The organism is Oceanimonas sp. MB9, from assembly GCF_011319775.1.
Taxonomy (GTDB): domain Bacteria; phylum Pseudomonadota; class Gammaproteobacteria; order Enterobacterales; family Aeromonadaceae; genus Oceanimonas; species Oceanimonas doudoroffii.
Window position 1 is genome coordinate 982,017 of the sequence record NZ_VFBE01000005.1, and the last position, 19,518, is coordinate 1,001,534.

Below are 19,518 nucleotides of genomic sequence, written 5' to 3' on the forward strand. Positions count from 1 at the left end.
CCCAAGGTGACAGGCTGTGAAGTCCGGCTTTGACTCACACCGGCTATTACGCCAAGATTATTGCTTTATGGCAACCGGCGGAGACGGCGTGTTTATTTTCAAGGTCAGAGACGGCGAGGCGGCCAGGGCAGAAATTCGCATTCAGGCCCTGGACTGGAGCGAGCAGGGAGAGGTTGAATTCTGCTGCAACAGTGACGCCTTGGCGGTTGTGTTGCTGTCGGGTTGTCGCAGCGGCCGGGGCCATTTTGAGCTGCTCGCCGGCGCCAAGCCCATGGACGTGGAGCAGTGGCTGGATTACCTGCAGGAGCAGGGCCGCTTGTCCCAGGTTGAAGTCACCATTCACAGCCCCCTGGATGACGGCTACGCTGCACTGACCGGTCTGGACGAAGAGCAGGTACAGACCCTGCTGCAGTTGGTGTACAAGGTGGGGGGCTTTAACCGCCTGCAGATCATGCGCTACCTCAAGCACCGCAACAATGCCTCAACCATGTCTACCCGCTACAGTCCGGAAGAGCTCACCCGCTACCGCCACCTGGGTGAGCTTATCAACTACCTGATCAAGCTGAAGTCAGCGTCAGCCCCTTGAAGCCGGTCAGGGGCACCGGTTTGCTGACGAGATAACCCTGCACGCCGTCAATATACATGGTTTCCAGCATGCGTTTCTGATCTTCGGTTTCCACGCCTTCCGCCACCACGTGGCAGCCCAGGCGCTGGGCCAGGTCGATGATCATGCGCACAAACTGCTGGTTAGCGCTGTCGTCTTCCAGGTGGTGCACCAGCTCAGGATCCAGCTTGACGTAGTCCGGTTTGAGCTCTTTCAGCAGCCGAAAGGAGCCATAGCCGTGACCGAACTTGCTGATCGCCGAGCGGGCGCCGGTGCGGCGTATCATTTCCAGCAGGCGCTTGCCGTTGGTTAGCTGGTGTTCAAGGACGTGTTCGTCGAGTTCAAATACCAGGGCGGCGGTTACATTGATATTGCGCATCAGCACTCGTTCCAGCCAGATCAGAAAGGAATTCTGCTGCAGGCTGGCCGGTGTCAGGTTGATGGCCCAGCGCTGGGCCGGCACCTCACAGGCCGCCACCTGGCGCAGTATCATTTCGATGATCTTCTGCTCAAACAGCATCGACATGCCCAGGCGCTGCAACATGGCGAACACGGTAGAAGCGGGGTAGTTGCCACCCTTGTCGTTGGGAAAATGGGTAAAGATTTCGTTGTAGCCGGGCAGGGAAGGCTTCAGCAATCGGGCCGGCTGCACCATCAGCCGCACCTTGTCACCTTCCAGAATGCTTTGCAGCCGCTGGCGCCACTGGCTTTCCCCCATGTCTTCATCGTCGCTGTTCTTCAGCACCACCCGCCAGCCGTTGGGCTCGCCGCTTTGAGCCTGGGCCAGGGCAGAGTCGGCCCGGATCAGCACGCTTTCCGGCGACTGACCCGGCAGCAGTTGGGTAAAGCCGATATAGGCGGCACAGTCCAGCTCGTGCACATGCTGGTAATGATGCAGTTCCTGTCGCAGCTGGCCACCCAGGCTCTTGGCCAGGGGATTGCACTGGCCTTCCAGCAGCACGGCGATGTCGCTGCCGTTCACACGATAGGCATGGGCGCCCGGGTGGGTTTGAATGACCTTGCGGATCAGACGGGAAATGTCCTGTAGATACTGATCACCGGCCTGAAAGCCGTTGCGGCTGTTGATGTCCTGCAATGAGCTGGCCCGCACCAGCATCAGGGTGGCGGTGGCCAGGCGGTTTTCGTTACCCAGCATGTGGATCAGGTCTCGGCGAAAGGCAAAGCGGTTGCCCAGGGTGGTCAGGCTGTCCTGCTGGCTTTGCAGACGGGCGGCATCCAGCTCCTTTTGCAGTGCATTGAGCTGCTCTTTATGTTGCTGATGCAGATCGCTGATGCTTTTGGCAATCGCATCCGGGCCGGCGGCGGCCCCGGCCAGCTCTGCATTTTGCAGCATGGCCTGCAGGGTGTGTTGCCGCTGGGTCTGTTGCCGGCGCCAGCGATAATAAAGGCCGCCAAACAGCAGCAGGGTGGCGGCGACAAGGGGCAGGGAAGTGGACAACCAGTGCCGGGTTGCCGGTCCGGTGTTCAGCAGGTAAAACACGGCGCCCTGCTCCACCTCCAGTTGCTGAATGGAGGCGCTGTCGCCAAACCACCAGGCCTTGCCCGTTTCACCGGGAGGGGCTTGGTGGTAAATGTCGGCGACGCCGGGCAGCGTCAGGGGAGCGGGCTCGGCCTGCTGGTTCAAGCGGGTGGCCAGTTGCTGTCGGGCAAGCCGTTCCTGATCTCCCAGGGCGTTTAACGCCGACCACCAGGGCAGCAGCAGACTCAGCAGTATAAAGACGGTGGCACCCAGCAACAGGGACCGGCCAAAGGGAGGTGCTCCCCGCATAGTCAGCATCCTTGTGAAAATGGTATGAATAACAATGTGATATATGGATAAAAGGACTCATTCTGTCGCTGTTATAATGGGCCAACCCCTCGGGATTGACAAGAAAATTGCGGTCTCGCTTGGGCCGGGTCTTGAACAGCAGGCAGAGAGTCAGGGAAGGGCTGTGCCATACGTACACAAAAAAACCGGCACTGGGCCGGTTTTTTTGTAATGATTGGCTCCCCCTGCTGGACTTGAACCAGCGACATACGGATTAACAGTCCGCCGTTCTACCGACTGAACTAAGGGGGAACAACTATTCAAACTGGCTCCCCCTGCTGGACTTGAACCAGCGACATACGGATTAACAGTCCGCCGTTCTACCGACTGAACTAAGGGGGAAGAGGCATCGCTTGAATGCGTGGCGCATGTTAAAGGCTGCCCCTTAGGCTGTCAACAGCGAATATGGCTTTCCCTGTGAAATCAGACTGTTTGCTGCAATTGTGTGCGGATGAGGGTGAAATCTTCACCTTTGCGGTTATAAAGCGCGCGCTGCTTGGGTGTGGTGTATTGAGCTGAATAAAAACGCCGGTGACGAACCGGGCCAGGGCCTCGTTGGCCTGGAACAATCCGCGGCTTGTTTCTTGGTGTACCACCCTGATATTCGCGCTGCATGGTACATCTCTTGCAGTAGGGTATTCTGAACCTGGCTTATCGGGCAAACACGGTCGCCAGCGCCCCATTGTAGTGAAGCAGTTTATTTGGAGGCTTCTTTTTGGTGCGCCGAAGCACGAAATTCCATTAACAAGTGAGGGCAGGGTTATTTGCAAAATGAAACAATAAACCGGTGGTTGAGAAGTATAACATGTCACTGTAAATACAATGTTAAGTGTCAATGTTATGAGTTGATGAATTAAAAAATTCATTGGCCTGTTTTTTGACTTTGAGTTTATTTTTACGGTAAAGAAAGGTGGCGATATGGGCCGCTTTAATGCCGATAGTAAGGCTGTTACTGTCTGTTTTTAAGGGTATTTATGGTTCGGTGACGCGAATTGTCAACGCGGTAAATAGAGCATGTTTTTTTTCATTATTAGTGATTATTTTAATGCATTTGTCATGAAGATCTGGTTATAGTGGTTTTGCTCGAGCAGGGAGTTGGTTCGAGTGTTGTATATAGTAAAACAGATGTGTCAGTAGTACTTGTTGGCAGATTTCGCCGGCAATGTTCACAAAATTTAAAGTTTGGCTTTTCTTTTTATTGTATATCCAAAGGAGTGATGTATTCATGACCGACAAGAAAATCGCTTTGGTTACCGGCGCTGCGGGTGGAATAGGCACAGAAGTTTGTCGTTTGTTTGTAGACAATGGCTACAAGGTGCTGGCCACTCACCGTCCAGGCAAAGAACAGCAGGCTGCCAGCTGGCTGCAGGAACAGGGCCTGGCCGGCAAGGACGTACAGCTGTTGGCTCTGGATGTGAGCGACCATGAAGCGATTGGCAAGGTGCTGGCCGAAACTCTGCGTGAACTGGGCCACATCGATGTGCTGGTCAACAACGCCGGCATTACCCGTGACGCCACCTTTAAAAAGATGTCCTGGGATCAGTGGAAAGAAGTCATGGATACCAACCTGAACAGCCTGTTCAGCGTAACCCAGCCGATTTTCAATCAGATGTGCGAGCAGGGCAGTGGCCGCATTATCAATATCTCCTCCGTAAACGGCCTCAAGGGTCAGTATGGTCAGGCCAACTACTCTGCCGCCAAGGCCGGCATGATCGGTTTCACCAAGGCGCTGGCCGCCGAAGGCGCCCGTTTTGGCGTGACCGTGAACGCCGTGGCGCCCGGCTACACCGCTACCCCCATGGTGACCGCCATTCGTGAAGACGTGCTCGATTCCATCAAGGCCACCATTCCGCTCAAGCGACTGGCTACCACGGAAGAAGTGGCCGGTGCCGTACTTTACCTGGCCGGCGAGCACGGTGGTTATGTGACCGGTGAAACCCTGTCGGTCAACGGCGGCCTGTACATGCAATAACCCCTTTGGTTCTGTTTAACGGAGTGAACACACATTATGTCTGAACCTGTATATATTGTTGCGGCCAAGCGTACTCCCATCGGTGCGTTCCTGGGCTCACTGAAAACCGTTTCTCCCGCCGACCTGGCCGCGGCCGCCATCAAGGGCGCCCTGGAGCAGGCCAAGCTGTCCGGTAACGATATCAACGAAGTGATCGTGGGCAACGTGGTCAGCGCCGGCCAGGGCATGGGCATCGGCCGTCAGGCCGCCCTGGCCGCCGGCATTCCCGCCGGCATTCCCGCCTATACCCTGAACATGGTGTGTGGCAGCGGCATGAAGACCCTGATGGACGCCTGTGCCCACATCAAGGCCGGTGACGCCGAGGTGGTCGTGGCCGCCGGCTGTGAAAACATGTCGCAAATTCCCCATGTGGTCAAAGGTGACCTGCGCAACGGTCAGAAGATGGGGGACATGAGTCTGTCCGATCTGCTGATCAGCGACGGCCTGACCGACGTGTTCAATCAGTACCATATGGGCGTGACCGCCGAAAATGTGGTGGCCCAGGAAAACATCAGCCGCGAAGAGCAGGACGCCCTGGCCGTGGCCAGTCAGTCCAAGGCGGTGGCCGCCATCGAAGCGGGCTTCTTCAAAGACGAAATCGTGCCGGTGGAAGTGAAAACCCGCAAGGCCGTGGTGACCTTTGACACCGACGAATACCCCAAGGCCGGCACCACCACCGACGGTCTGTCCCAGCTGCGTCCTGCATTCAAACGTGAAGGTGGTTCGGTGACCGCCGGTAACGCATCCGGCATCAACGACGGTGGCAGTGCCATCATCGTGGCCAGCAAGTCTGCCGTTGAACGCCTGGGCCTGACGCCGCTGGCCGAAGTGGTGAGCTATGGCCAGGGTGGTATCGATCCGGAAATCATGGGCCTGGGTCCGGTGCCGGCCATTGGTCAGGCGCTGGACAAGGCTGGCCTGAAACTGACCGACATCGAGCGTTTTGAACTGAATGAAGCCTTTGCTGGCCAGGCCCTGGGCGTGGTACGCCAACTGGCTCGCGAGCACGATGTGACCGAGCAGGCCGTGCTGGAAAAAACCAACAAGAATGGTGGCGCCATTGCCCTGGGTCACCCCCTGGGTGCTTCAGGCAACCGCATCATGGTTACCCTGCTGTATGAGCTGCAGCGCAGCAATGCCAGCCTGGGTCTGGCCTCCCTGTGCGTGGGCGGCGGCATGGGTACCGCCGTTATCCTCAAGCGGGTGTAAACAACAGCAAGGCGGTGGCAGCCCGCCGCCTTATTCAGCGAATCTCAGTTTAAAGGACATTGCCATGTACACGGATATTTTCAAAACCTTCAACGATCAGACCGAAAAAGCCTTTGGCCCCCTGTATCAGTACAACCAGCTGGTTGCCAAGAACTTTACCGCCCTGACCAACCTGCAGCTTGAGGCCGCCCGTCAGTATGCCGACATCGGTCTGGCCCAGTTGCAGAGCAACAGCCAGGTACGGGATGTGCAAAGCCTGGTGACCAGTGGCGCCAAGCAGCTGGAAACCATGACTCGTATCAGCCAGCAGATGATTGAAGACGGCAAGAAACTGGCCGACCTGGCCCAGGAGTTCAAGGCCGGAATCGACGGCCTGGCCGCCGACGCCGCCAAGCAGTAAGCCGGCGCAGTCTTTCCGATTGTTGGTTATGAAGGGAAGGGGCCGTTGGGCCCCTTCCTGCTTGCCAGGTAACCTTCGCCGGGCAAGCTTTGCTGTGAACAGCGGTCACCTTTTCATGCAGGGAGGGACATAATGGAACAGAATACTTTTCAGGGCGGTGATCCCATACACCAGTTTTTTCAGTGGAATGAAAGCGTTTGGGCCGACATTCAGCGCAGCCGTCTGGGCGACAATCCGGTTACCGACGCCCTGTCGCAGGTCAATGCCGAAGACCTGAAAACCTTTTACGATGCGGTGGCCGCCAATCCGGTGCGGTTGCTGGAAATGCAGATGCAATGGTGGCAGGGACAGCTTGCCATCTGTCAGAACAGCATGGTCAGGGCGCTGGATTCCAGCGCCGACAGCGTGATTAATGATCCTCCCGGCGATCGACGCTTTCAGTACAAGGCCTGGAAGGATGATCCCAATTTTGACTTTCTGCGCCAGTCCTACCTGCATTTCGCCAACTCCCTGATGCAGACCCTCGAAGTGGTGGAAGGTTTGCCGGAGCCGGCACGTCAACGCCTGATCTTCTTTTTCCGCCAGACCATCAATGCGCTCTCGCCCACCAACTTTCTGTGGAGTAATCCGGAGCTGTTGCACCGCACCCTGGAAGAAAAGGGCGCCAACCTGGTCAAGGGTATCGGCCTGTTTCAGGAAGACCTGGCCAACAGCGCCAACTTGCTGAAAATTCGCATGACCCGCCAGTCCGCCTTTGAGCTGGGCAAGGATCTGGCCACCACCCCGGGCGAGGTGGTGTTCCGCAACGATGTGTTTGAGCTTATCCAGTATGGTGCCAGCACCGCCAAGGTGCATCAGACCCCACTGCTGGTGATTCCGCCCTTTATCAACAAGTTTTATATTCTGGATCTGCGGGAGCAGAACTCCCTGGTGCGCTGGCTTCGGGACCAGGGCCACACCGTGTTCCTCATGTCCTGGCGCAATCCGGGCAAGGAGCAGGCCAGCATCGGTTTTCAGGATCTGATCAACGCAGGCTCAATGGAAGCCATTCGTGTCATCGAACGCATCACCGGTGAAAAGGAAGTCAATGCCATCGGCTACTGCATCGGCGGCACCTTGCTGGCCAGCACCATGGCACTTTACGCCGCCCGACGCATGAAGCCACGAGTGAAGAGCGCTACCTTCCTGACCACCCTGCTCGACTTTACCCAGCCCGGGGAAGTGGGCGTGTTTATCAATGATCCCGTGGTCAGCGCCATGGAGCAGATGAATGACGCTCAGGGGTATTTTGATGGCCGCCAGATGGCGGTGACCTTTAGCCTGTTGCGGGAAAACAGCCTGTACTGGAACTATTACATCGACAACTACCTCAAGGGCGAGGAGCCGGCGGACTTCGACATCCTTTACTGGAATAGCGACAGTACCAACTTGAGCGCCACCTGTGCCAGCTTCCTGCTGCGGGAGCTTTATCTCGACAACAAGCTGAGCAAGGGCGAGGTCAAGGTCGGCAACTTCGGTGTAGATCTGTCCAAGGTACAGACCCCCAGCTATTTCCTCTCTACCAAGGATGATCATATCGCCCTCTGGGACGCCACCTTCAACGGCTCACGGCTGCTGGGGGGGGACACCACCCTGGTGTTGGGCGAGTCGGGCCACGTGGCCGGGGTGGTCAATCCGCCCGCCAAGAATAAATACGGCTACTGGCTGAGCGACGCGTCCTTTGAGTCGGCGGAGCAATGGCTGGCGTCGGCCAAACGGGAAGAGGGCTCCTGGTGGCCCCACTGGCAACAGTGGGCGGCGCCTTACCTGGGCAAACAGGTGGATGCCCGTGCCGTTGGCAACAACGAGTGTCCTGGATTGATGCCGGCACCGGGCCGCTATGTGCAGCAGACCCTGCCGGTAGAAGAGTAATATTAAGCCGCCTGTGGGCGGCTTTTCCGCTTTTGGCTCCTTTATCATGGCGGGCCTATTGAGCCGTGCGCCGGAATCATGGATCATGGTCGTTTGATCCCATCACACCATTTTCCAGTTCGAGGTGCATTGAATGAGTCAGGCGGACCACAGTCCCAGCAATTTCATTCGTCAGATCATTGATGAAGATCTGGCCAGCGGCAAGCATCAGTCGGTGCAGACCCGTTTTCCTCCGGAGCCGAACGGCTATCTGCACATTGGCCACGCCAAATCCATCTGCCTGAACTTCGGTATTGCCGAACACTACCAGGGCAAGTGCAACCTGCGCTTTGACGACACCAACCCCGAAAAGGAAAGTGTGGAATACGTCGAGTCCATCAAACGTGACGTGCAGTGGCTGGGTTTTCAATGGAGCGGCGACATTCACTATTCCTCCGACTATTTCGAAATGCTGTATGGCTACGCCGTTGAGTTGATCGAAAAGGGGCTGGCCTATGTGGATGAGCTTACTCCCGAGCAAATTCGCGAATATCGCGGCACCCTGACCAGCCCGGGCCGTAACAGCCCCTACCGGGACCGCCCGGTGGAGGAAAACCTTGAGCTGTTCACCCGCATGCGCAACGGCGAGTTCAAGGAAGGCACCGCCTGCCTGCGCGCCAAAATCAACATGGCGTCCTCCTTTATGGTGATGCGCGATCCGGTCATTTACCGGGTGCGATTTGCCCATCACCACCAGACCGGTGACCAGTGGTGCATCTACCCCATGTACGACTTTACCCACTGTATCTCCGATGCGCTCGAGGGCATTACCCACTCCCTGTGTACCCTGGAGTTTCAGGACAACCGCCGGCTTTATGACTGGGTGCTCGACAACATCAGCATCGACTGTCACCCGCGCCAGTACGAGTTCTCCCGGCTCAACCTGGAATACACCGTCATGTCCAAGCGCAAGCTCAACCAGCTGGTGACCGACGGTCATGTTGAGGGCTGGAACGATCCGCGCATGCCTACCATCTCCGGCCTGCGTCGCCGCGGCTATACGCCGGCGGCCATTCGCGAGTTCTGCCGCCGCATCGGCGTGACCAAGCAGGACAACACCGTGGAAATGGGCATGCTCGAAGCTTGCATTCGTGACGATCTCAACGATAACGCCCCCCGCGCCATGGCGGTGCTGCGGCCGGTGCGGCTGGTGATCGAAAACCTGGCCGAAGGCCACGAGGAGATCCTCAAGGCCCCCAACCATCCCAATAAGCCCGAGATGGGCGAGCGGGAGCTGCCTTTTACGCGGGAAATCTTCATCGACGAGGCCGATTTCCGCGAAGAAGCCAACAAGAAATACAAGCGGCTGGTGCTGGGCAAGGAAGTGCGTCTGCGCAACGCCTATGTGATCAAGGCGGAGCGGGTGGAAAAGGACGAGGCCGGCAATATCACCACCATTTACTGCAGCTATGACCCCGATACCCTGGGTAAGGATCCGGCCGACGGCCGTAAGGTCAAGGGGGTGATCCACTGGGTGTCCGCCAGCCATGGGGTGCCTGCCGAGGTACGTCTCTATGATCGTCTGTTCGCCGTGCCCAACCCGGGTGCGGCCGAGTCTTTTGAGGCGGCCCTGAACCCGAATTCCCTGCAGGTGCTGAGTCAGGCGGTGGTGGAGCCGTCCCTGGCGGCGGCGCCGGCGGAGCGGGCCTGTCAATTTGAGCGGGAAGGCTATTTCTGCCGCGACAGCGAGTCCGATGTGCTGGTGTTCAACCTCACGGTGGCACTGCGCGACTCCTGGGGCAAGGAAGACACCTGATGGTATTGCCCGGGCGCCTCGGCACCCGGGCTTCAGCCACAAAAAAGCCGCAGCATCTGCTGCGGCTTTTTTGTGGCTGGGGTAATGACTTACTCGTCGTTATGATCGCACTCGTCGTTGGTGCAGTGGCCATAGAGATACAGGCTGTGGTTGGTCAGCTTGATATTGAACTGACCGGCGATGTCACGCTGGCGCTGCTCAATAACCTCGTCGTGAAACTCAATGACCTTGCCGCAGTCCAGGCACACCAGGTGGTCGTGATGCTCCTGGGTGGCCAGTTCAAACACCGACTTGCCGCCTTCGAAATGGTGACGGGTCACGATGCCGGCGTCGTCAAACTGGTTCAGAACCCGATATACGGTAGCCAGGCCGATCTCCTCGCCCTGGTCAATCAGCAGTTTGTACAGCTCCTCTGCGCTCACGTGCTGCGTTTCAGGTTGCTGTAACAGCTCCAGGATCTTGACCCGGGGAAGCGTCACCTTGAGTCCTGCTTTTTTCAGTGCTTGGTTGTTGTCGGCCATAAAATCAACGATTCACATTTCATTTGGGTATTGCCTTTAATTTTGCTTGTTCCTGCCGGTAAAGGCAACCCGAATTCGTTCGGCAGCCAAATGCCGGCGGCAAGATGAAAGCCGGCATTTGGCTGTGGCTGGCTTGCCGTATGCAGGCGCTTCAGTTGAAAGTGAGAGACTCGACGAAATCCGACGTGTCCCGCAATCCAATAGCGAGTAATTTGGGGTTACCCATATTAGTATGAAAAAGGAAAGGCGGTTGGCTGACCGACATGCATCACTTAAATCAAGTGTGCAAAAAAACGGCAAACAAACGCTTAATCATGATGTTAAGCAAATTTTCCTAATGTCATGGTCTATAAAATAATTTGCGGTAAGTGCTGAACTTCGTTCATACTTAGCTCGCCAATGTGGTCTTTTTGACTCCCATTTAAAACAAGGAGCAGGTAATGCGTAATAAAATGATGATGGTTGGTGGTGTTGTTGGTGCCCTGATGCTGGCCGGTTGTAGCTCCACTACCGCTCTGGAAGAGAAGCTGGACAGCCTGGCCCAGGACGTACAAGCCGTGCAGCAGGGCCAGCAGGCCAACTCTGCCAAGATCGACCGTCTGGCTGCCGACGTTGCCGAAGCTCGTGCTTCTGCCGACCGCGCCAACTCTCGCCTGGACCAGATGGGCCGTTACACCAAGTAACACGAATTCTGGAATGCCAAAAAGGCCTGACGAAAGTCAGGCCTTTTTTTATGACTGATATTCAAAGGGGCGTGAAACGCCCCGACAGGACGATCAGTATTCGGTCTGGCCCACCAGCTGCGGCGTGGCCTGCTGCTGGCTGATAATGCGTTCCAGGGTGCTGCGGTCAAGGCCATTCTGCAGCAGCGGTGCCAGCTGGCTCATGTCGAGCGGGCGGGTATCAACGTGGCCCTCGGGGGTCAGGGGCTCGTGAGACTCCACAAAGGTCTGGCCGTATTCGTCGGTGCTGACCTTGAGCGCCTGGTTCACGATTTGTACACGGGTGCCTTTGTTCACCTGGGCAAACAGCCATTCCACATGCTCAGGATACATGCGAATGCAGCCGGCGCTGGAACGCAGGCCCACGTCCAGGGGATCATTGGTGCCGTGGATCAGGTATTCACCGCTGCCATAGGCCAAGCGCATGGCGTATTCACCCAGGGGGTTGTCGGGGCCGGCGGGCACCACGGCCGGCAGGGGGATACCTTTGGCGGCATATTCCTTGCGGGTGGTGGCGGTGGGGGTCCAGGTGGGGTTTTCCCGCATTTGGGAAATACTGGTCACCATTTCGGGGGTGGCGCGGCCAACCCGGCCGATGCCGATGGGAAACACATATACCTGCTCTTCATTTTCGGGGTAGTAGTACAGGCGCAGCTCAGCCAGGTTGATCACGATACCCTGGGTCTCGGCCCGGGGCAGCAGCAGCTGGTTGGGAATGACGACCCGATCACCGGGTTGCAGCAGCAGCAGATCCTGATCCGGGTTGGCGGCCATGACCAGAATGGGGCTGACGCCGTAGTAGCGGGCCAGGGCGGCCAGGGTGTCACCTTCCTGGGCGGTATGAATCACAATCTGACCTACCGGCTGGCCTTTGTCTTCCGGCAGGGGCAGGGGGCGAACCGCCGCCTGGGCCAGTGATACCGGCAACAGCAGGGCCAGCAGTATAGCGCTCAACAGTTTCATGGTGTGGTTCTCTCAGTCTCTGGTTTGAACAGGGCATCATACTCTTGTACGACGAAAAAGGGATGCGCCCTGCGCATCCCTTAAAGACCCGGATTGTCGTGTTATGCTTCCAGCTCTTGCAGGCACATTTCTTCGTAAAGCTGTTTGCACCAGGCCTTGACCCTGTCCTGGGTCAGCTCGGGCTGACGGTCTTCATCAATGCCCAGGCCCACGAAATGGGCGTCGTCCACCAGGGCGCGGGATGCCTCGAAATCATAGCCGTCGGTAGACCAGTGGCCGATGATAATGGCGCCCTTGGGCTCGATGATGTCCTTCAGGGTGCCCATGGCGTCAAGGAAATACTCGGCGTAGTCTTCCTGATCACCGCAGCCAAAGATGGCAACCAGCTTGTCATTGAAGTCGATCTGTTCCAGCTCGGGGAAAAAGTCGTCCCAGTCCGCCTGGGATTCGCCATAGTACCAGGTGGGAATACCCAGCAGCAGCAGATCAAAACCGGCGATGTCTTCCTTGGTGCTTTTGGCGATATCGTGTACCTCGACCAGATGCTTGCCCAGCTCTTTCTGGATCATCTTGGCCACGGCTTCGGTATTGCCGGTATCACTTCCAAAAAACAGACCTACACTTGCCATAATTATGCCGTACCTGTTGAAAATGTATTGTTGAATCCTGGCCCTAGTCCAGATCCTGCTGAGCCAGCTGTTGCAGCAGCAGGACCTCGATCAGCTCGGCTCGGCTGAGCCGGCGTTCATCGGCCAGAAGGTTGAGTTTACTGAACAGTTGCTCATCTACCTTGAGCTCGATGCGGCGCAGGCCGCGCTCGCGATCCCGTCTGAGCTGGTTACGCTTGTTGAGCCTGAGCTGAGCCTGCCGGGGCAGGGGGTTGGTCTTGGGTCTGCCGGGGCGACGCTCGTCGGCAAACAAGTCCAGCGTGGTTCTGTCCGCCTCTTGTTTGGCCATGGTTCAACCGATACCGCCGCTTTCCCAGGCCGCCTCGATAATGCCCTTGGCAACAAAACCGGCACAGCCCAGAAACAGCACCAGCCACACAATGTAGCGACCAAATTTGGGCACGTTACCGCGCTTGAGCACATCCTGAATGGCCAGCCCAATCAGCAAAAAAATGACCACGAAAAACAGCTTCAGGCCCAGGCTTTCAAGCAGCTCGATTTGATCCAATGACATTCTGTTGACCGACCGATAAGAATGGGCGCCACTATAGCACAAAGCCAATCGGGCTGTTAACCGACTCCAAGCAGGAAATCCCGCACCAGCCGGTTGAAGGTCTGCGGCTTTTCCGCATGCAGCCAGTGGCCGGCATTGGCGATGACATGGGCCTTTGCCCGGGGAAACTGGGCGGCCACTTCGGGCTGGTGTTCGGGTAGCAGGTAGTCGGAGTCGCCACCCTTGATAAAGAGCACCGGTTGCTCATAAGGCGTGCTCAGGCCGGGCCAGTCCATGATGCTCGAATACGACCGGGACAGAACAGGAACATTGAAGCGCCAGCCGGCCTCGGCGGGCACGAAGGATTTAAGCAAAAACTGGCGCACGCCGGGTTCATTTACATGCTCGGCGAGCACCGCGTCGGCCTCCTTGCGGCTTTGACTACCGGCCTTCAGCACCGCCTGCAAGCCGGCAAAAACAGCCTGATGACGGGCCTTGTGGTAGGCCACCGGCGCCATGTCGGCCACCACCAGGGCGTGTATCCGTTCCGGTGCCAGGCCGGCGGCCATCATGATGGCCTTGCCCCCCATGGAGTGTCCCACCAGGGCGGGTCTGTCCAGTTGCAGCTGATCGGCCAGGGCCAGCAGATCGCCGGCCATGGCGGCATAGCTCATGTCATCGCTGCGGGGCGACAGGCCATGATTACGCAGATCCACGGCGATCACGTCAAAGTGCTCCGCCAGCTCCCGGCTCAGGCCGTTGAGGTTGTCGAGGCTGCCAAACAGGCCGTGTACCAGCATGACCGGCATGCCCTGGCCCTGGCGACGATAATTCAGTTGCATGGATACTCGAGGGTTGTGTTGACATCAGGGAGTCATATTGTTGCTCGCCTCGCTGGCGGGCGCAACCCGCTTGGGCCGCGGCGCCGCTCCATGTATAATCGCCCACTCTTCACTGGGAGTGGATATGCCAGAAAAAATGATGAAAACCATAGAGGTGGATGAAGAGCTCTACCGTTATATCGCCAGCAACACGCGGCATATTGGCGAGAGCGCCTCGGATATTCTGCGCCGCCTGCTGAAACTGGATAATCAGGCCGACGTCGAGACGGTAACGCCGGCGGCACCTGCCCGGGCCCAGGGCGAAGGAGTGCTGCGTATGCTGGAGTCTGGTGCGCTGGCCGCCCAGGATTCGGCCATTGAGCGCTTTATGACGATCCTGGCGGTACTTTACCGGGAAAATCCCGCCGCCTTTGCCCAGGCTTCGGACATCAAGGGCCGCAAACGCATTTATTTCGCCGACTCTGAAACGGCGCTGCTGGCCGCGGGCAACACCACCAAGCCCCGCCCGATTGAGGGCAGTCCCTACTGGGTGATCACCAATACCAATACCGGCCGCAAGCGCAATATCGTCGCGCAGCTGATGGCCGCCATGGGCTATGCCCACGGCCTGATCGAGCGGGTCAGCCAGAGCATCTGAATACATCAAGGACCGAAAACATGAGCACGCACCCCAGGGCCGGCTTGCCGGCCCAACGCGCCGATCTGGTCAATATTCCCCAGTTGATGGCGGCCTTTTACCAGCGGGTGCCGACCCCGTCCGAGCCTGCCCAGCGAGTATCGTTCGGTACATCCGGGCACCGGGGGTCGGCCCTGGATACCAGCTTTAACCAGGCCCATATTCACGCCATCTGCCAGGCCGTGGCCGAATACCGGCAACAGCAGGGGCTGAGCGGCCCGCTGTTTCTGGGCATGGACACCCATGCCCTGTCGGAAGCGGCCTTTGGTGCGGCGCTGGAAGTGCTGGTGGCCAATGGGGTAGAGGTCAGGGTTCAGCAGGGCGGGGGCTATACGCCCACCCCGGTCATTTCCCATGCCATTCTCGGCCATAATCGACGTCATGCTGAACAGCAGGCAGATGGCCTGGTGCTTACGCCGTCACACAATCCGCCCCGGGATGGCGGCATCAAGTACAACGGCCCGGACGGTGGCCCGGCCAGCGCCGAGGCCACCACGGTGATCCAGCGTCGTGCCAATGACCTGCTGGCGGAGGGCAACGCCGGTGTGCGCCAGGTGCCTTATCTCGAGGCGTTGGCCCGGGCGGTTGAGCACGACTATGTCTCCGCTTATGTGGACGACCTGGCCGAGGTGATCGACATGGACGCCATTCGCCGCGCGGGCATTCGCATCGGCGTGGATCCTCTGGGCGGCTCCGGCCTGGCCTATTGGCCGCGCATTGCCGCACGCCATGGCCTCGATATTACCGTGGTCAACGAACGCCAGGATGCGGACTTTGGTTTTATGACCCTGGATCACGACGGCAAAATCCGCATGGACTGCTCGAGCCCCTGGAGCATGCAGAACCTGCTGGGGCTGAAAGATCAGTTCGACATCGCCTGTGGCAACGATCCGGATTACGATCGCCATGGCATTGTGGACGCCGAGGGGCTGATGAACCCCAACCATTACCTGGCGGTGTGCATTCATTACCTGTTTACCCACAGGCCCGACTGGCCGGTCAGCCTGGCGGTAGGCAAGACCCTGGTGTCGTCGTCCATCATCGATCGGGTGGCGGCCAGCCTGGAACGGCCGCTGATGGAAGTGCCCGTGGGCTTCAAATGGTATGTCCAGCCGCTGATGGAAGGCCGGTTGGCCTTTGTGGGCGAGGAGAGTGCGGGGGCGTCTTTCCTGCGCCGTGACGGCGGTGTCTGGACCACCGACAAGGACGGCTTTATTCCCTCGTTGCTGGCGGCGGAGATGCTGGCGGTCACCGGCCTGACCCCGCACCAGTATTATGATCGACTTACCCAGGAGTTGGGCCGCCCCTGCTACCGGCGGGTGGATGCGCCGGCCAGTCACGCCCAGAAAAAAGTGTTGGCGGCACTCAATCCCGAGGACGTACAGGCCGATACCCTGGCCGGTGATGCCATTATTGCCCGGCTGACGGCGGCACCGGGTAATGGCGCCGCCATCGGCGGTCTCAAAGTGGTGACCGGGCAGGGCTGGTTTGCCGCCCGCCCCAGCGGCACCGAGCAGGTGTATAAAATCTATGCCGAAAGTTTTCGGAATGAGCAGCACCTCGAACAGCTGATCACCGAAGCCAAGGCTTTGGTTGGTGATGCCTTCGCCCGCGCCGGCGTCTGAGCCTTCCCTTACCGGCCGGCATTTCACTGCCGGCCGTTTTGTTTTACGTACCTGCCTTTTTCAGCGCCCGCTGTTGTCCTGTGTGAACGTATTTAGACTTTGATACCAAAATCGTGTTTCATGGCATGGTAATATTTTGTCAAAACGCGGATTAATGGAGGTATCTGTGAACAATACTCGGCTGAACGACTTTCTGGCCCTGAGCCGACGCCACCCCTGGCACCTGGAACCCTTTACCGAAACCCTGCCCGATGGCACTCGCGCCGAGGTGTGGGACACCGGTGTGATTTGTCTTGAGCCGGCGCTACCGGCGCAGCGGGATCTGGTGATTTCCTGCGGCATTCACGGCAATGAAACCGCGCCCATCGAGCTGTGCGAGCGGCTGCTGCAACAACTGGTTTCGGGCCGGCTGCGCTGTCGCCAGCGACTGTTGCTGATCTTTGGTCATCCGGCGGCGATGAATGCGGGCGTACGGGAGCTGAAGGAAAATCTCAACCGGCTGTTTTCCGGGGCACACGCCCGCGGCGGGGTGGAGAGTCAGGAACGGCAGCGGGCGGCGGCGCTGGAAGGCTACGTAACCCGTTTCTTTGACGCGCGCGAAGACGGTGAACGGTTGCACTACGATTTGCATACCGCCATTCGGCCCTCACTGCATGAAAAGTTTGTGGTGCACCCCTTTACCCATGGAGCTCCCTACAGCAGCAGCCAGCTGGGATTGTTGCAGGCGGCCGGCATCAACACCATTTTGCTCTCCCAGGCGCCCACCACCACCTTCAGTTACTTTAGTGCCCGCCGTTTTGGCGCCCAGGCCTTTACCATTGAGCTGGGCAAGGTCATGCCCTTTGGCCAGAATGATCTCGGTCGGCTGACGGCGCTGGAGCAGTGCCTGACCGCCTTGATCTCCACGCCCGGCTGGCAACCTCCGGCGCCGGATCTGGCCAGGCTGGAGGTGTTTGACGTTTGTCAGGAAATCGTCAAGCAGAGCGAGAATTTTCGTCTTAACTTTAGCAAGGATGTCTCCAATTTCACGACCTTTGAGGCTGGCACGCTGCTGGCCACCGACGGAGAACGTCGCTGGTGTGCACAATCTGACGGTGAGGCCGTGGTGTTTCCCAATGCCGGTGTGGCGCCGGGCCAACGCGCTGCCCTGATGGTGACACCGGTGCGCTTGACCACGGATCAGCTGGCTTGAACGGGTGGCTGGTGCAGAACTTTTGTGAAGCTGACGCATTTTTGTAAACAAAATGTAGATTTTAAGTGTGTGCCTGTGTAATCATTTAATTGCTGAAAAGTTGGGTACAATAAGTACAAAAAAATATTGCTTTGTATTCACATCAGGATACACCCTTTGAACCATGTGAAGGAATCACGGTTATGAAGCACACCAGCAAGCGCGTTTTCACCCTGTCTGCCCTGGCCTTGGCCGTTGTTGCCACTCCTCAGCTGAGCGCCGCCACCTGGTCCGATACTTATATCGGCTATCGCTATGGCACCGAGTTCACCGAGCCGAACAATCCTAATGATGTAGAAAAACACATTCTGCAGCTGACTCATGCCAGCGGTTACGCTTACGGCCAGAACTTCTTTAACCTGGATATTCTGCAGTCGGACGATATGGATCCGGCCAGCGGCAGCGATCGTGGTGAAGGCGACGGTGCCATGGAAGCCTATCTGACCTACCGCCATCAGCTGCACCTGGGCAAGGTATTTGATACCGATCTGAGCTTTGGCCCAGTCAAGGAAGTGGCCGTGACCGCCGGTGTCGACCTTAATACCAAAAATACCGCCTTTGCCCCGCGCAAGCAGTTGCTGGTAGTTGGTCCGACCCTGAAGTTCGGTCTGCCCAAGGGCTTTGCGGATTTGAGCCTGTTTTACGGCTATGAGCGAAACCACTGTGGTGCCAGTTTCTGCCAGCAGAGCGACATCAGCTTTGACCCCTACTATATAGTGAACCTGGCCTGGGGCATTCCCTTTAACGCCGGCCCGGTACCGATGAAATTCCAGGGTTTCGGTAACTACAATGGTGCCAAAGGGGAAGACTACAACTTTAACGAGACCAAGCCGGAGGTGCTGATCCGTACCTCCCTGATGGTGGACGTGGGTGATCTGGCCTTTAACAAGAGCAATACCCTGTGGGCCGGCGTGGGCTACGAATACTGGGACAACAAGTTCGGTAACCATGGTAAGCCGGGCGTTGACACCCGTGCCCCGACTTTCCAGCTGGAATGGCATTTCTGAGCCGGGGGCTTTTCCGGGTGTAAATCCCTTTCCGTGATATAAAAAAGAGCGCCTCGGCGCTCTTTTTCCTTTTCTGGTTCAGAAGCGCCAGGCTGCCAGGGCCTGCACCGCGCTCTCGGTCACCGAGCCGCCGAACTTGTTGTGCCAGTACTGATATTCCACGCCCACGAACAGCCGCTTGGGATCATTGAACAGGGTCTTACCCAGATCGTAGCGTAACTGGGGTTGTGCCAGCACATGTGCCTTGACCTTGTCACCAAATTCGTTGTCACGGCTGCCAATGTATTCAACATGACCTTCCAGGCTGAAGTCGTGGCGCCCCAGGGCAAAGGGGAAGGCCCAGGCGGTATCCAGCATCCAGCTGTCGCTCTCCCGCGGGGCTCCGCCGCCGGCCACGCCGGTGCTGTCGTCGATATAGGCGGTGATCAGAGTATTGAAGAAGGCGGCGCCCGGTACGTCCAGGGCCAGCTGCAGGCCCGGCAGATACTTGCGCACCTTGCTGTCTCCCCCGGCATTGACCCCAAGCACGATGCCCACGTCCTTGATCGGCCCCAGGCTCAGATCGTGTCCGCCGATCTTGCCCAGGCTGAAGTTGAAATAACCCTCGCCATACCAGTCACGATGGCGCTGATCGTCCTTCCAGTCGGAGTAGTCCACGAAAAAGAAGTTGTCGCCATATTTCCAGCCACTGGCATGTTGCAGGGTGTAGATGCTGGTGGTCGACTTGCGGTTGGCCTCGGGGCCAAAGGGCTGCTGTTTGAGCTCGCCCAGCTGGTAGTGCAGTTCGGTGGTGCTCCAGTCGGCGGCCAGGGCCGGCATGCCGGTGATGGCAACCAGCAGGGGCAGGGTGGATTTCCTGATCATGACTTCCTGTATCCTTGTATCCATTGTATTGATTGTCGAAAACCCAATGACACCAATGTGCGTGTGTTTGGGGTACAAGGATGTTACCGATTTGTGATGAGAATAGTGTGATCCATCTCTTAAAACCACAAACAATTTTATATGAAGA

20 protein-coding genes and 2 tRNA genes are annotated in these 19,518 nt (G+C 57.8%); 11 read left to right on the forward strand and 11 right to left on the reverse strand.

Annotated elements, in window-relative coordinates; genetic code table 11:
- Positions 1 to 88: 88 nt before the first annotated feature.
- Positions 89 to 586 (forward strand): hypothetical protein, encoded by a 498-nt coding sequence (locus OJHNALOF_RS07850; protein ID WP_094200549.1) that lies wholly within the window; start codon positions 89 to 91, stop codon positions 584 to 586.
- On the opposite strand, the gene OJHNALOF_RS07855 is transcribed toward OJHNALOF_RS07850, so the two are convergent.
- The 4 genes from OJHNALOF_RS07855 to OJHNALOF_RS07870 all read right to left on the reverse strand — a co-directional run bounded on the left by OJHNALOF_RS07855 (position 558) and on the right by OJHNALOF_RS07870 (position 3,047).
- Positions 558 to 2,393 (reverse strand): EAL domain-containing protein, encoded by a 1,836-nt coding sequence (locus OJHNALOF_RS07855; RefSeq protein ID WP_165661674.1) that lies wholly within the window; start codon positions 2,391 to 2,393, stop codon positions 558 to 560. The two genes, OJHNALOF_RS07850 and OJHNALOF_RS07855, sit on opposite strands and share 29 nt — an antisense overlap.
- Before the next feature lie 215 nt (positions 2,394 to 2,608).
- Positions 2,609 to 2,684, reverse strand: a tRNA-Asn gene (locus OJHNALOF_RS07860).
- Between the two features lie 14 nt (positions 2,685 to 2,698).
- Positions 2,699 to 2,774: transfer RNA gene (locus tag OJHNALOF_RS07865), tRNA-Asn, on the reverse strand.
- 81 nt (positions 2,775 to 2,855) lie between these two features.
- Positions 2,856 to 3,047, reverse strand: coding sequence for a hypothetical protein (locus OJHNALOF_RS07870; RefSeq protein ID WP_165661675.1), 192 nt, complete (start codon positions 3,045 to 3,047; stop codon positions 2,856 to 2,858).
- A 610-nt stretch (positions 3,048 to 3,657) separates the two neighbouring features.
- Between OJHNALOF_RS07870 and phbB the strand changes: the two genes are divergently transcribed.
- The 5 genes from phbB to glnS all read left to right on the forward strand — a co-directional run bounded on the left by phbB (position 3,658) and on the right by glnS (position 9,758).
- A complete protein-coding gene (gene phbB, locus OJHNALOF_RS07875) occupies positions 3,658 to 4,404 on the forward strand; it encodes an acetoacetyl-CoA reductase (protein WP_094199625.1) in 747 nt (248 codons plus the stop codon).
- A gap of 36 nt (positions 4,405 to 4,440) precedes the next feature.
- The gene (locus OJHNALOF_RS07880; protein WP_165661676.1) at positions 4,441 to 5,652 is read left to right on the forward strand and encodes an acetyl-CoA C-acetyltransferase; all 1,212 of its coding nucleotides are present in this window, start codon (positions 4,441 to 4,443) and stop codon (positions 5,650 to 5,652) included.
- A gap of 64 nt (positions 5,653 to 5,716) precedes the next feature.
- Positions 5,717 to 6,052 (forward strand): phasin family protein, encoded by a 336-nt coding sequence (locus OJHNALOF_RS07885; RefSeq protein WP_094199623.1) that lies wholly within the window; start codon positions 5,717 to 5,719, stop codon positions 6,050 to 6,052.
- Positions 6,053 to 6,184: 132 nt separating this feature from the next.
- On the forward strand, positions 6,185 to 7,963 hold the full coding sequence (gene phaC, locus OJHNALOF_RS07890; protein ID WP_165661677.1) for a class I poly(R)-hydroxyalkanoic acid synthase: 1,779 nt from the start codon (positions 6,185 to 6,187) through the stop codon (positions 7,961 to 7,963).
- 133 nt (positions 7,964 to 8,096) lie between these two features.
- Positions 8,097 to 9,758 carry a glutamine--tRNA ligase gene (gene glnS / locus OJHNALOF_RS07895; RefSeq protein WP_165661678.1) on the forward strand — a complete coding sequence of 554 codons (1,662 nt, stop codon included), beginning with the start codon at positions 8,097 to 8,099 and terminating at the stop codon, positions 9,756 to 9,758.
- An 89-nt stretch (positions 9,759 to 9,847) separates the two neighbouring features.
- Here glnS and fur read toward each other — a convergent pair whose 3' ends face one another.
- Positions 9,848 to 10,279: a ferric iron uptake transcriptional regulator gene (gene fur / locus OJHNALOF_RS07900; protein WP_094199620.1), complete on the reverse strand. Its 432-nt coding sequence runs from the start codon at positions 10,277 to 10,279 to the stop codon at positions 9,848 to 9,850.
- 440 nt (positions 10,280 to 10,719) lie between these two features.
- Between fur and OJHNALOF_RS07905 the strand changes: the two genes are divergently transcribed.
- Entirely contained in the window at positions 10,720 to 10,962 is a 243-nt protein-coding gene (locus tag OJHNALOF_RS07905) for an LPP leucine zipper domain-containing protein (protein WP_094199619.1), read from the forward strand.
- A gap of 93 nt (positions 10,963 to 11,055) precedes the next feature.
- On the opposite strand, the gene OJHNALOF_RS07910 is transcribed toward OJHNALOF_RS07905, so the two are convergent.
- From OJHNALOF_RS07910 to OJHNALOF_RS07930, 5 genes are all read right to left on the reverse strand, one after another.
- Positions 11,056 to 11,964, reverse strand: coding sequence for a L,D-transpeptidase family protein (locus OJHNALOF_RS07910; RefSeq protein WP_094199618.1), 909 nt, complete (start codon positions 11,962 to 11,964; stop codon positions 11,056 to 11,058).
- 101 nt (positions 11,965 to 12,065) lie between these two features.
- A complete protein-coding gene (fldA, locus tag OJHNALOF_RS07915; RefSeq protein WP_094199617.1) occupies positions 12,066 to 12,593 on the reverse strand; it encodes a flavodoxin FldA in 528 nt (175 codons plus the stop codon).
- A gap of 43 nt (positions 12,594 to 12,636) precedes the next feature.
- A complete protein-coding gene (gene ybfE, locus OJHNALOF_RS07920) occupies positions 12,637 to 12,921 on the reverse strand; it encodes a LexA regulated protein (RefSeq protein WP_094199616.1) in 285 nt (94 codons plus the stop codon).
- A gap of 3 nt (positions 12,922 to 12,924) precedes the next feature.
- The gene (locus OJHNALOF_RS07925) at positions 12,925 to 13,146 is read right to left on the reverse strand and encodes a DUF2788 domain-containing protein (protein WP_094199615.1); all 222 of its coding nucleotides are present in this window, start codon (positions 13,144 to 13,146) and stop codon (positions 12,925 to 12,927) included.
- Positions 13,147 to 13,202: 56 nt separating this feature from the next.
- Entirely contained in the window at positions 13,203 to 13,967 is a 765-nt protein-coding gene (locus OJHNALOF_RS07930) for an alpha/beta fold hydrolase (protein WP_165661679.1), read from the reverse strand.
- A gap of 124 nt (positions 13,968 to 14,091) precedes the next feature.
- Between OJHNALOF_RS07930 and seqA the strand changes: the two genes are divergently transcribed.
- The 4 genes from seqA to OJHNALOF_RS07950 all read left to right on the forward strand — a co-directional run bounded on the left by seqA (position 14,092) and on the right by OJHNALOF_RS07950 (position 18,506).
- Positions 14,092 to 14,604, forward strand: coding sequence for a replication initiation negative regulator SeqA (seqA, locus tag OJHNALOF_RS07935; RefSeq protein WP_094199613.1), 513 nt, complete (start codon positions 14,092 to 14,094; stop codon positions 14,602 to 14,604).
- Positions 14,605 to 14,624: 20 nt separating this feature from the next.
- On the forward strand, positions 14,625 to 16,268 hold the full coding sequence (gene pgm, locus OJHNALOF_RS07940; RefSeq protein ID WP_165661680.1) for a phosphoglucomutase (alpha-D-glucose-1,6-bisphosphate-dependent): 1,644 nt from the start codon (positions 14,625 to 14,627) through the stop codon (positions 16,266 to 16,268).
- Between the two features lie 166 nt (positions 16,269 to 16,434).
- The gene (gene astE / locus OJHNALOF_RS07945) at positions 16,435 to 17,460 is read left to right on the forward strand and encodes a succinylglutamate desuccinylase (RefSeq protein WP_370462302.1); all 1,026 of its coding nucleotides are present in this window, start codon (positions 16,435 to 16,437) and stop codon (positions 17,458 to 17,460) included.
- Between the two features lie 182 nt (positions 17,461 to 17,642).
- On the forward strand, positions 17,643 to 18,506 hold the full coding sequence (locus OJHNALOF_RS07950; protein WP_165661682.1) for a hypothetical protein: 864 nt from the start codon (positions 17,643 to 17,645) through the stop codon (positions 18,504 to 18,506).
- A gap of 78 nt (positions 18,507 to 18,584) precedes the next feature.
- On the opposite strand, the gene OJHNALOF_RS07955 is transcribed toward OJHNALOF_RS07950, so the two are convergent.
- Positions 18,585 to 19,370, reverse strand: a complete 786-nt coding sequence (locus tag OJHNALOF_RS07955; protein ID WP_094199609.1) for a nucleoside-binding protein — start codon at positions 19,368 to 19,370, stop codon at positions 18,585 to 18,587.
- Positions 19,371 to 19,518 lie beyond the last annotated feature (148 nt).

What these genes read in the sequence shown, in the direction of transcription:
- OJHNALOF_RS07925 (WP_094199615.1), bottom strand. Translation starts at nt 13,146, where the DNA reads ATGTCATTGGATCAAATCGAGCTGCTTGAAAGCCTGGGCCTGAAGCTG.
- OJHNALOF_RS07950 (WP_165661682.1), top strand. Translation starts at nt 17,643, where the DNA reads ATGAAGCACACCAGCAAGCGCGTTTTCACCCTGTCTGCCCTGGCCTTG.
- OJHNALOF_RS07930 (WP_165661679.1), bottom strand. Translation starts at nt 13,967, where the DNA reads ATGCAACTGAATTATCGTCGCCAGGGCCAGGGCATGCCGGTCATGCTG.
- fur (WP_094199620.1), bottom strand. Translation starts at nt 10,279, where the DNA reads ATGGCCGACAACAACCAAGCACTGAAAAAAGCAGGACTCAAGGTGACG.
- phbB (WP_094199625.1), top strand. Translation starts at nt 3,658, where the DNA reads ATGACCGACAAGAAAATCGCTTTGGTTACCGGCGCTGCGGGTGGAATA.
- phaC (WP_165661677.1), top strand. Translation starts at nt 6,185, where the DNA reads ATGGAACAGAATACTTTTCAGGGCGGTGATCCCATACACCAGTTTTTT.
- fldA (WP_094199617.1), bottom strand. Translation starts at nt 12,593, where the DNA reads ATGGCAAGTGTAGGTCTGTTTTTTGGAAGTGATACCGGCAATACCGAA.
- OJHNALOF_RS07885 (WP_094199623.1), top strand. Translation starts at nt 5,717, where the DNA reads ATGTACACGGATATTTTCAAAACCTTCAACGATCAGACCGAAAAAGCC.
- OJHNALOF_RS07910 (WP_094199618.1), bottom strand. Translation starts at nt 11,964, where the DNA reads ATGAAACTGTTGAGCGCTATACTGCTGGCCCTGCTGTTGCCGGTATCA.
- pgm (WP_165661680.1), top strand. Translation starts at nt 14,625, where the DNA reads ATGAGCACGCACCCCAGGGCCGGCTTGCCGGCCCAACGCGCCGATCTG.
- OJHNALOF_RS07955 (WP_094199609.1), bottom strand. Translation starts at nt 19,370, where the DNA reads ATGATCAGGAAATCCACCCTGCCCCTGCTGGTTGCCATCACCGGCATG.
- OJHNALOF_RS07870 (WP_165661675.1), bottom strand. Translation starts at nt 3,047, where the DNA reads ATGCAGCGCGAATATCAGGGTGGTACACCAAGAAACAAGCCGCGGATT.
- OJHNALOF_RS07855 (WP_165661674.1), bottom strand. Translation starts at nt 2,393, where the DNA reads ATGCGGGGAGCACCTCCCTTTGGCCGGTCCCTGTTGCTGGGTGCCACC.
- seqA (WP_094199613.1), top strand. Translation starts at nt 14,092, where the DNA reads ATGCCAGAAAAAATGATGAAAACCATAGAGGTGGATGAAGAGCTCTAC.
- ybfE (WP_094199616.1), bottom strand. Translation starts at nt 12,921, where the DNA reads ATGGCCAAACAAGAGGCGGACAGAACCACGCTGGACTTGTTTGCCGAC.
- glnS (WP_165661678.1), top strand. Translation starts at nt 8,097, where the DNA reads ATGAGTCAGGCGGACCACAGTCCCAGCAATTTCATTCGTCAGATCATT.
- OJHNALOF_RS07880 (WP_165661676.1), top strand. Translation starts at nt 4,441, where the DNA reads ATGTCTGAACCTGTATATATTGTTGCGGCCAAGCGTACTCCCATCGGT.
- OJHNALOF_RS07905 (WP_094199619.1), top strand. Translation starts at nt 10,720, where the DNA reads ATGCGTAATAAAATGATGATGGTTGGTGGTGTTGTTGGTGCCCTGATG.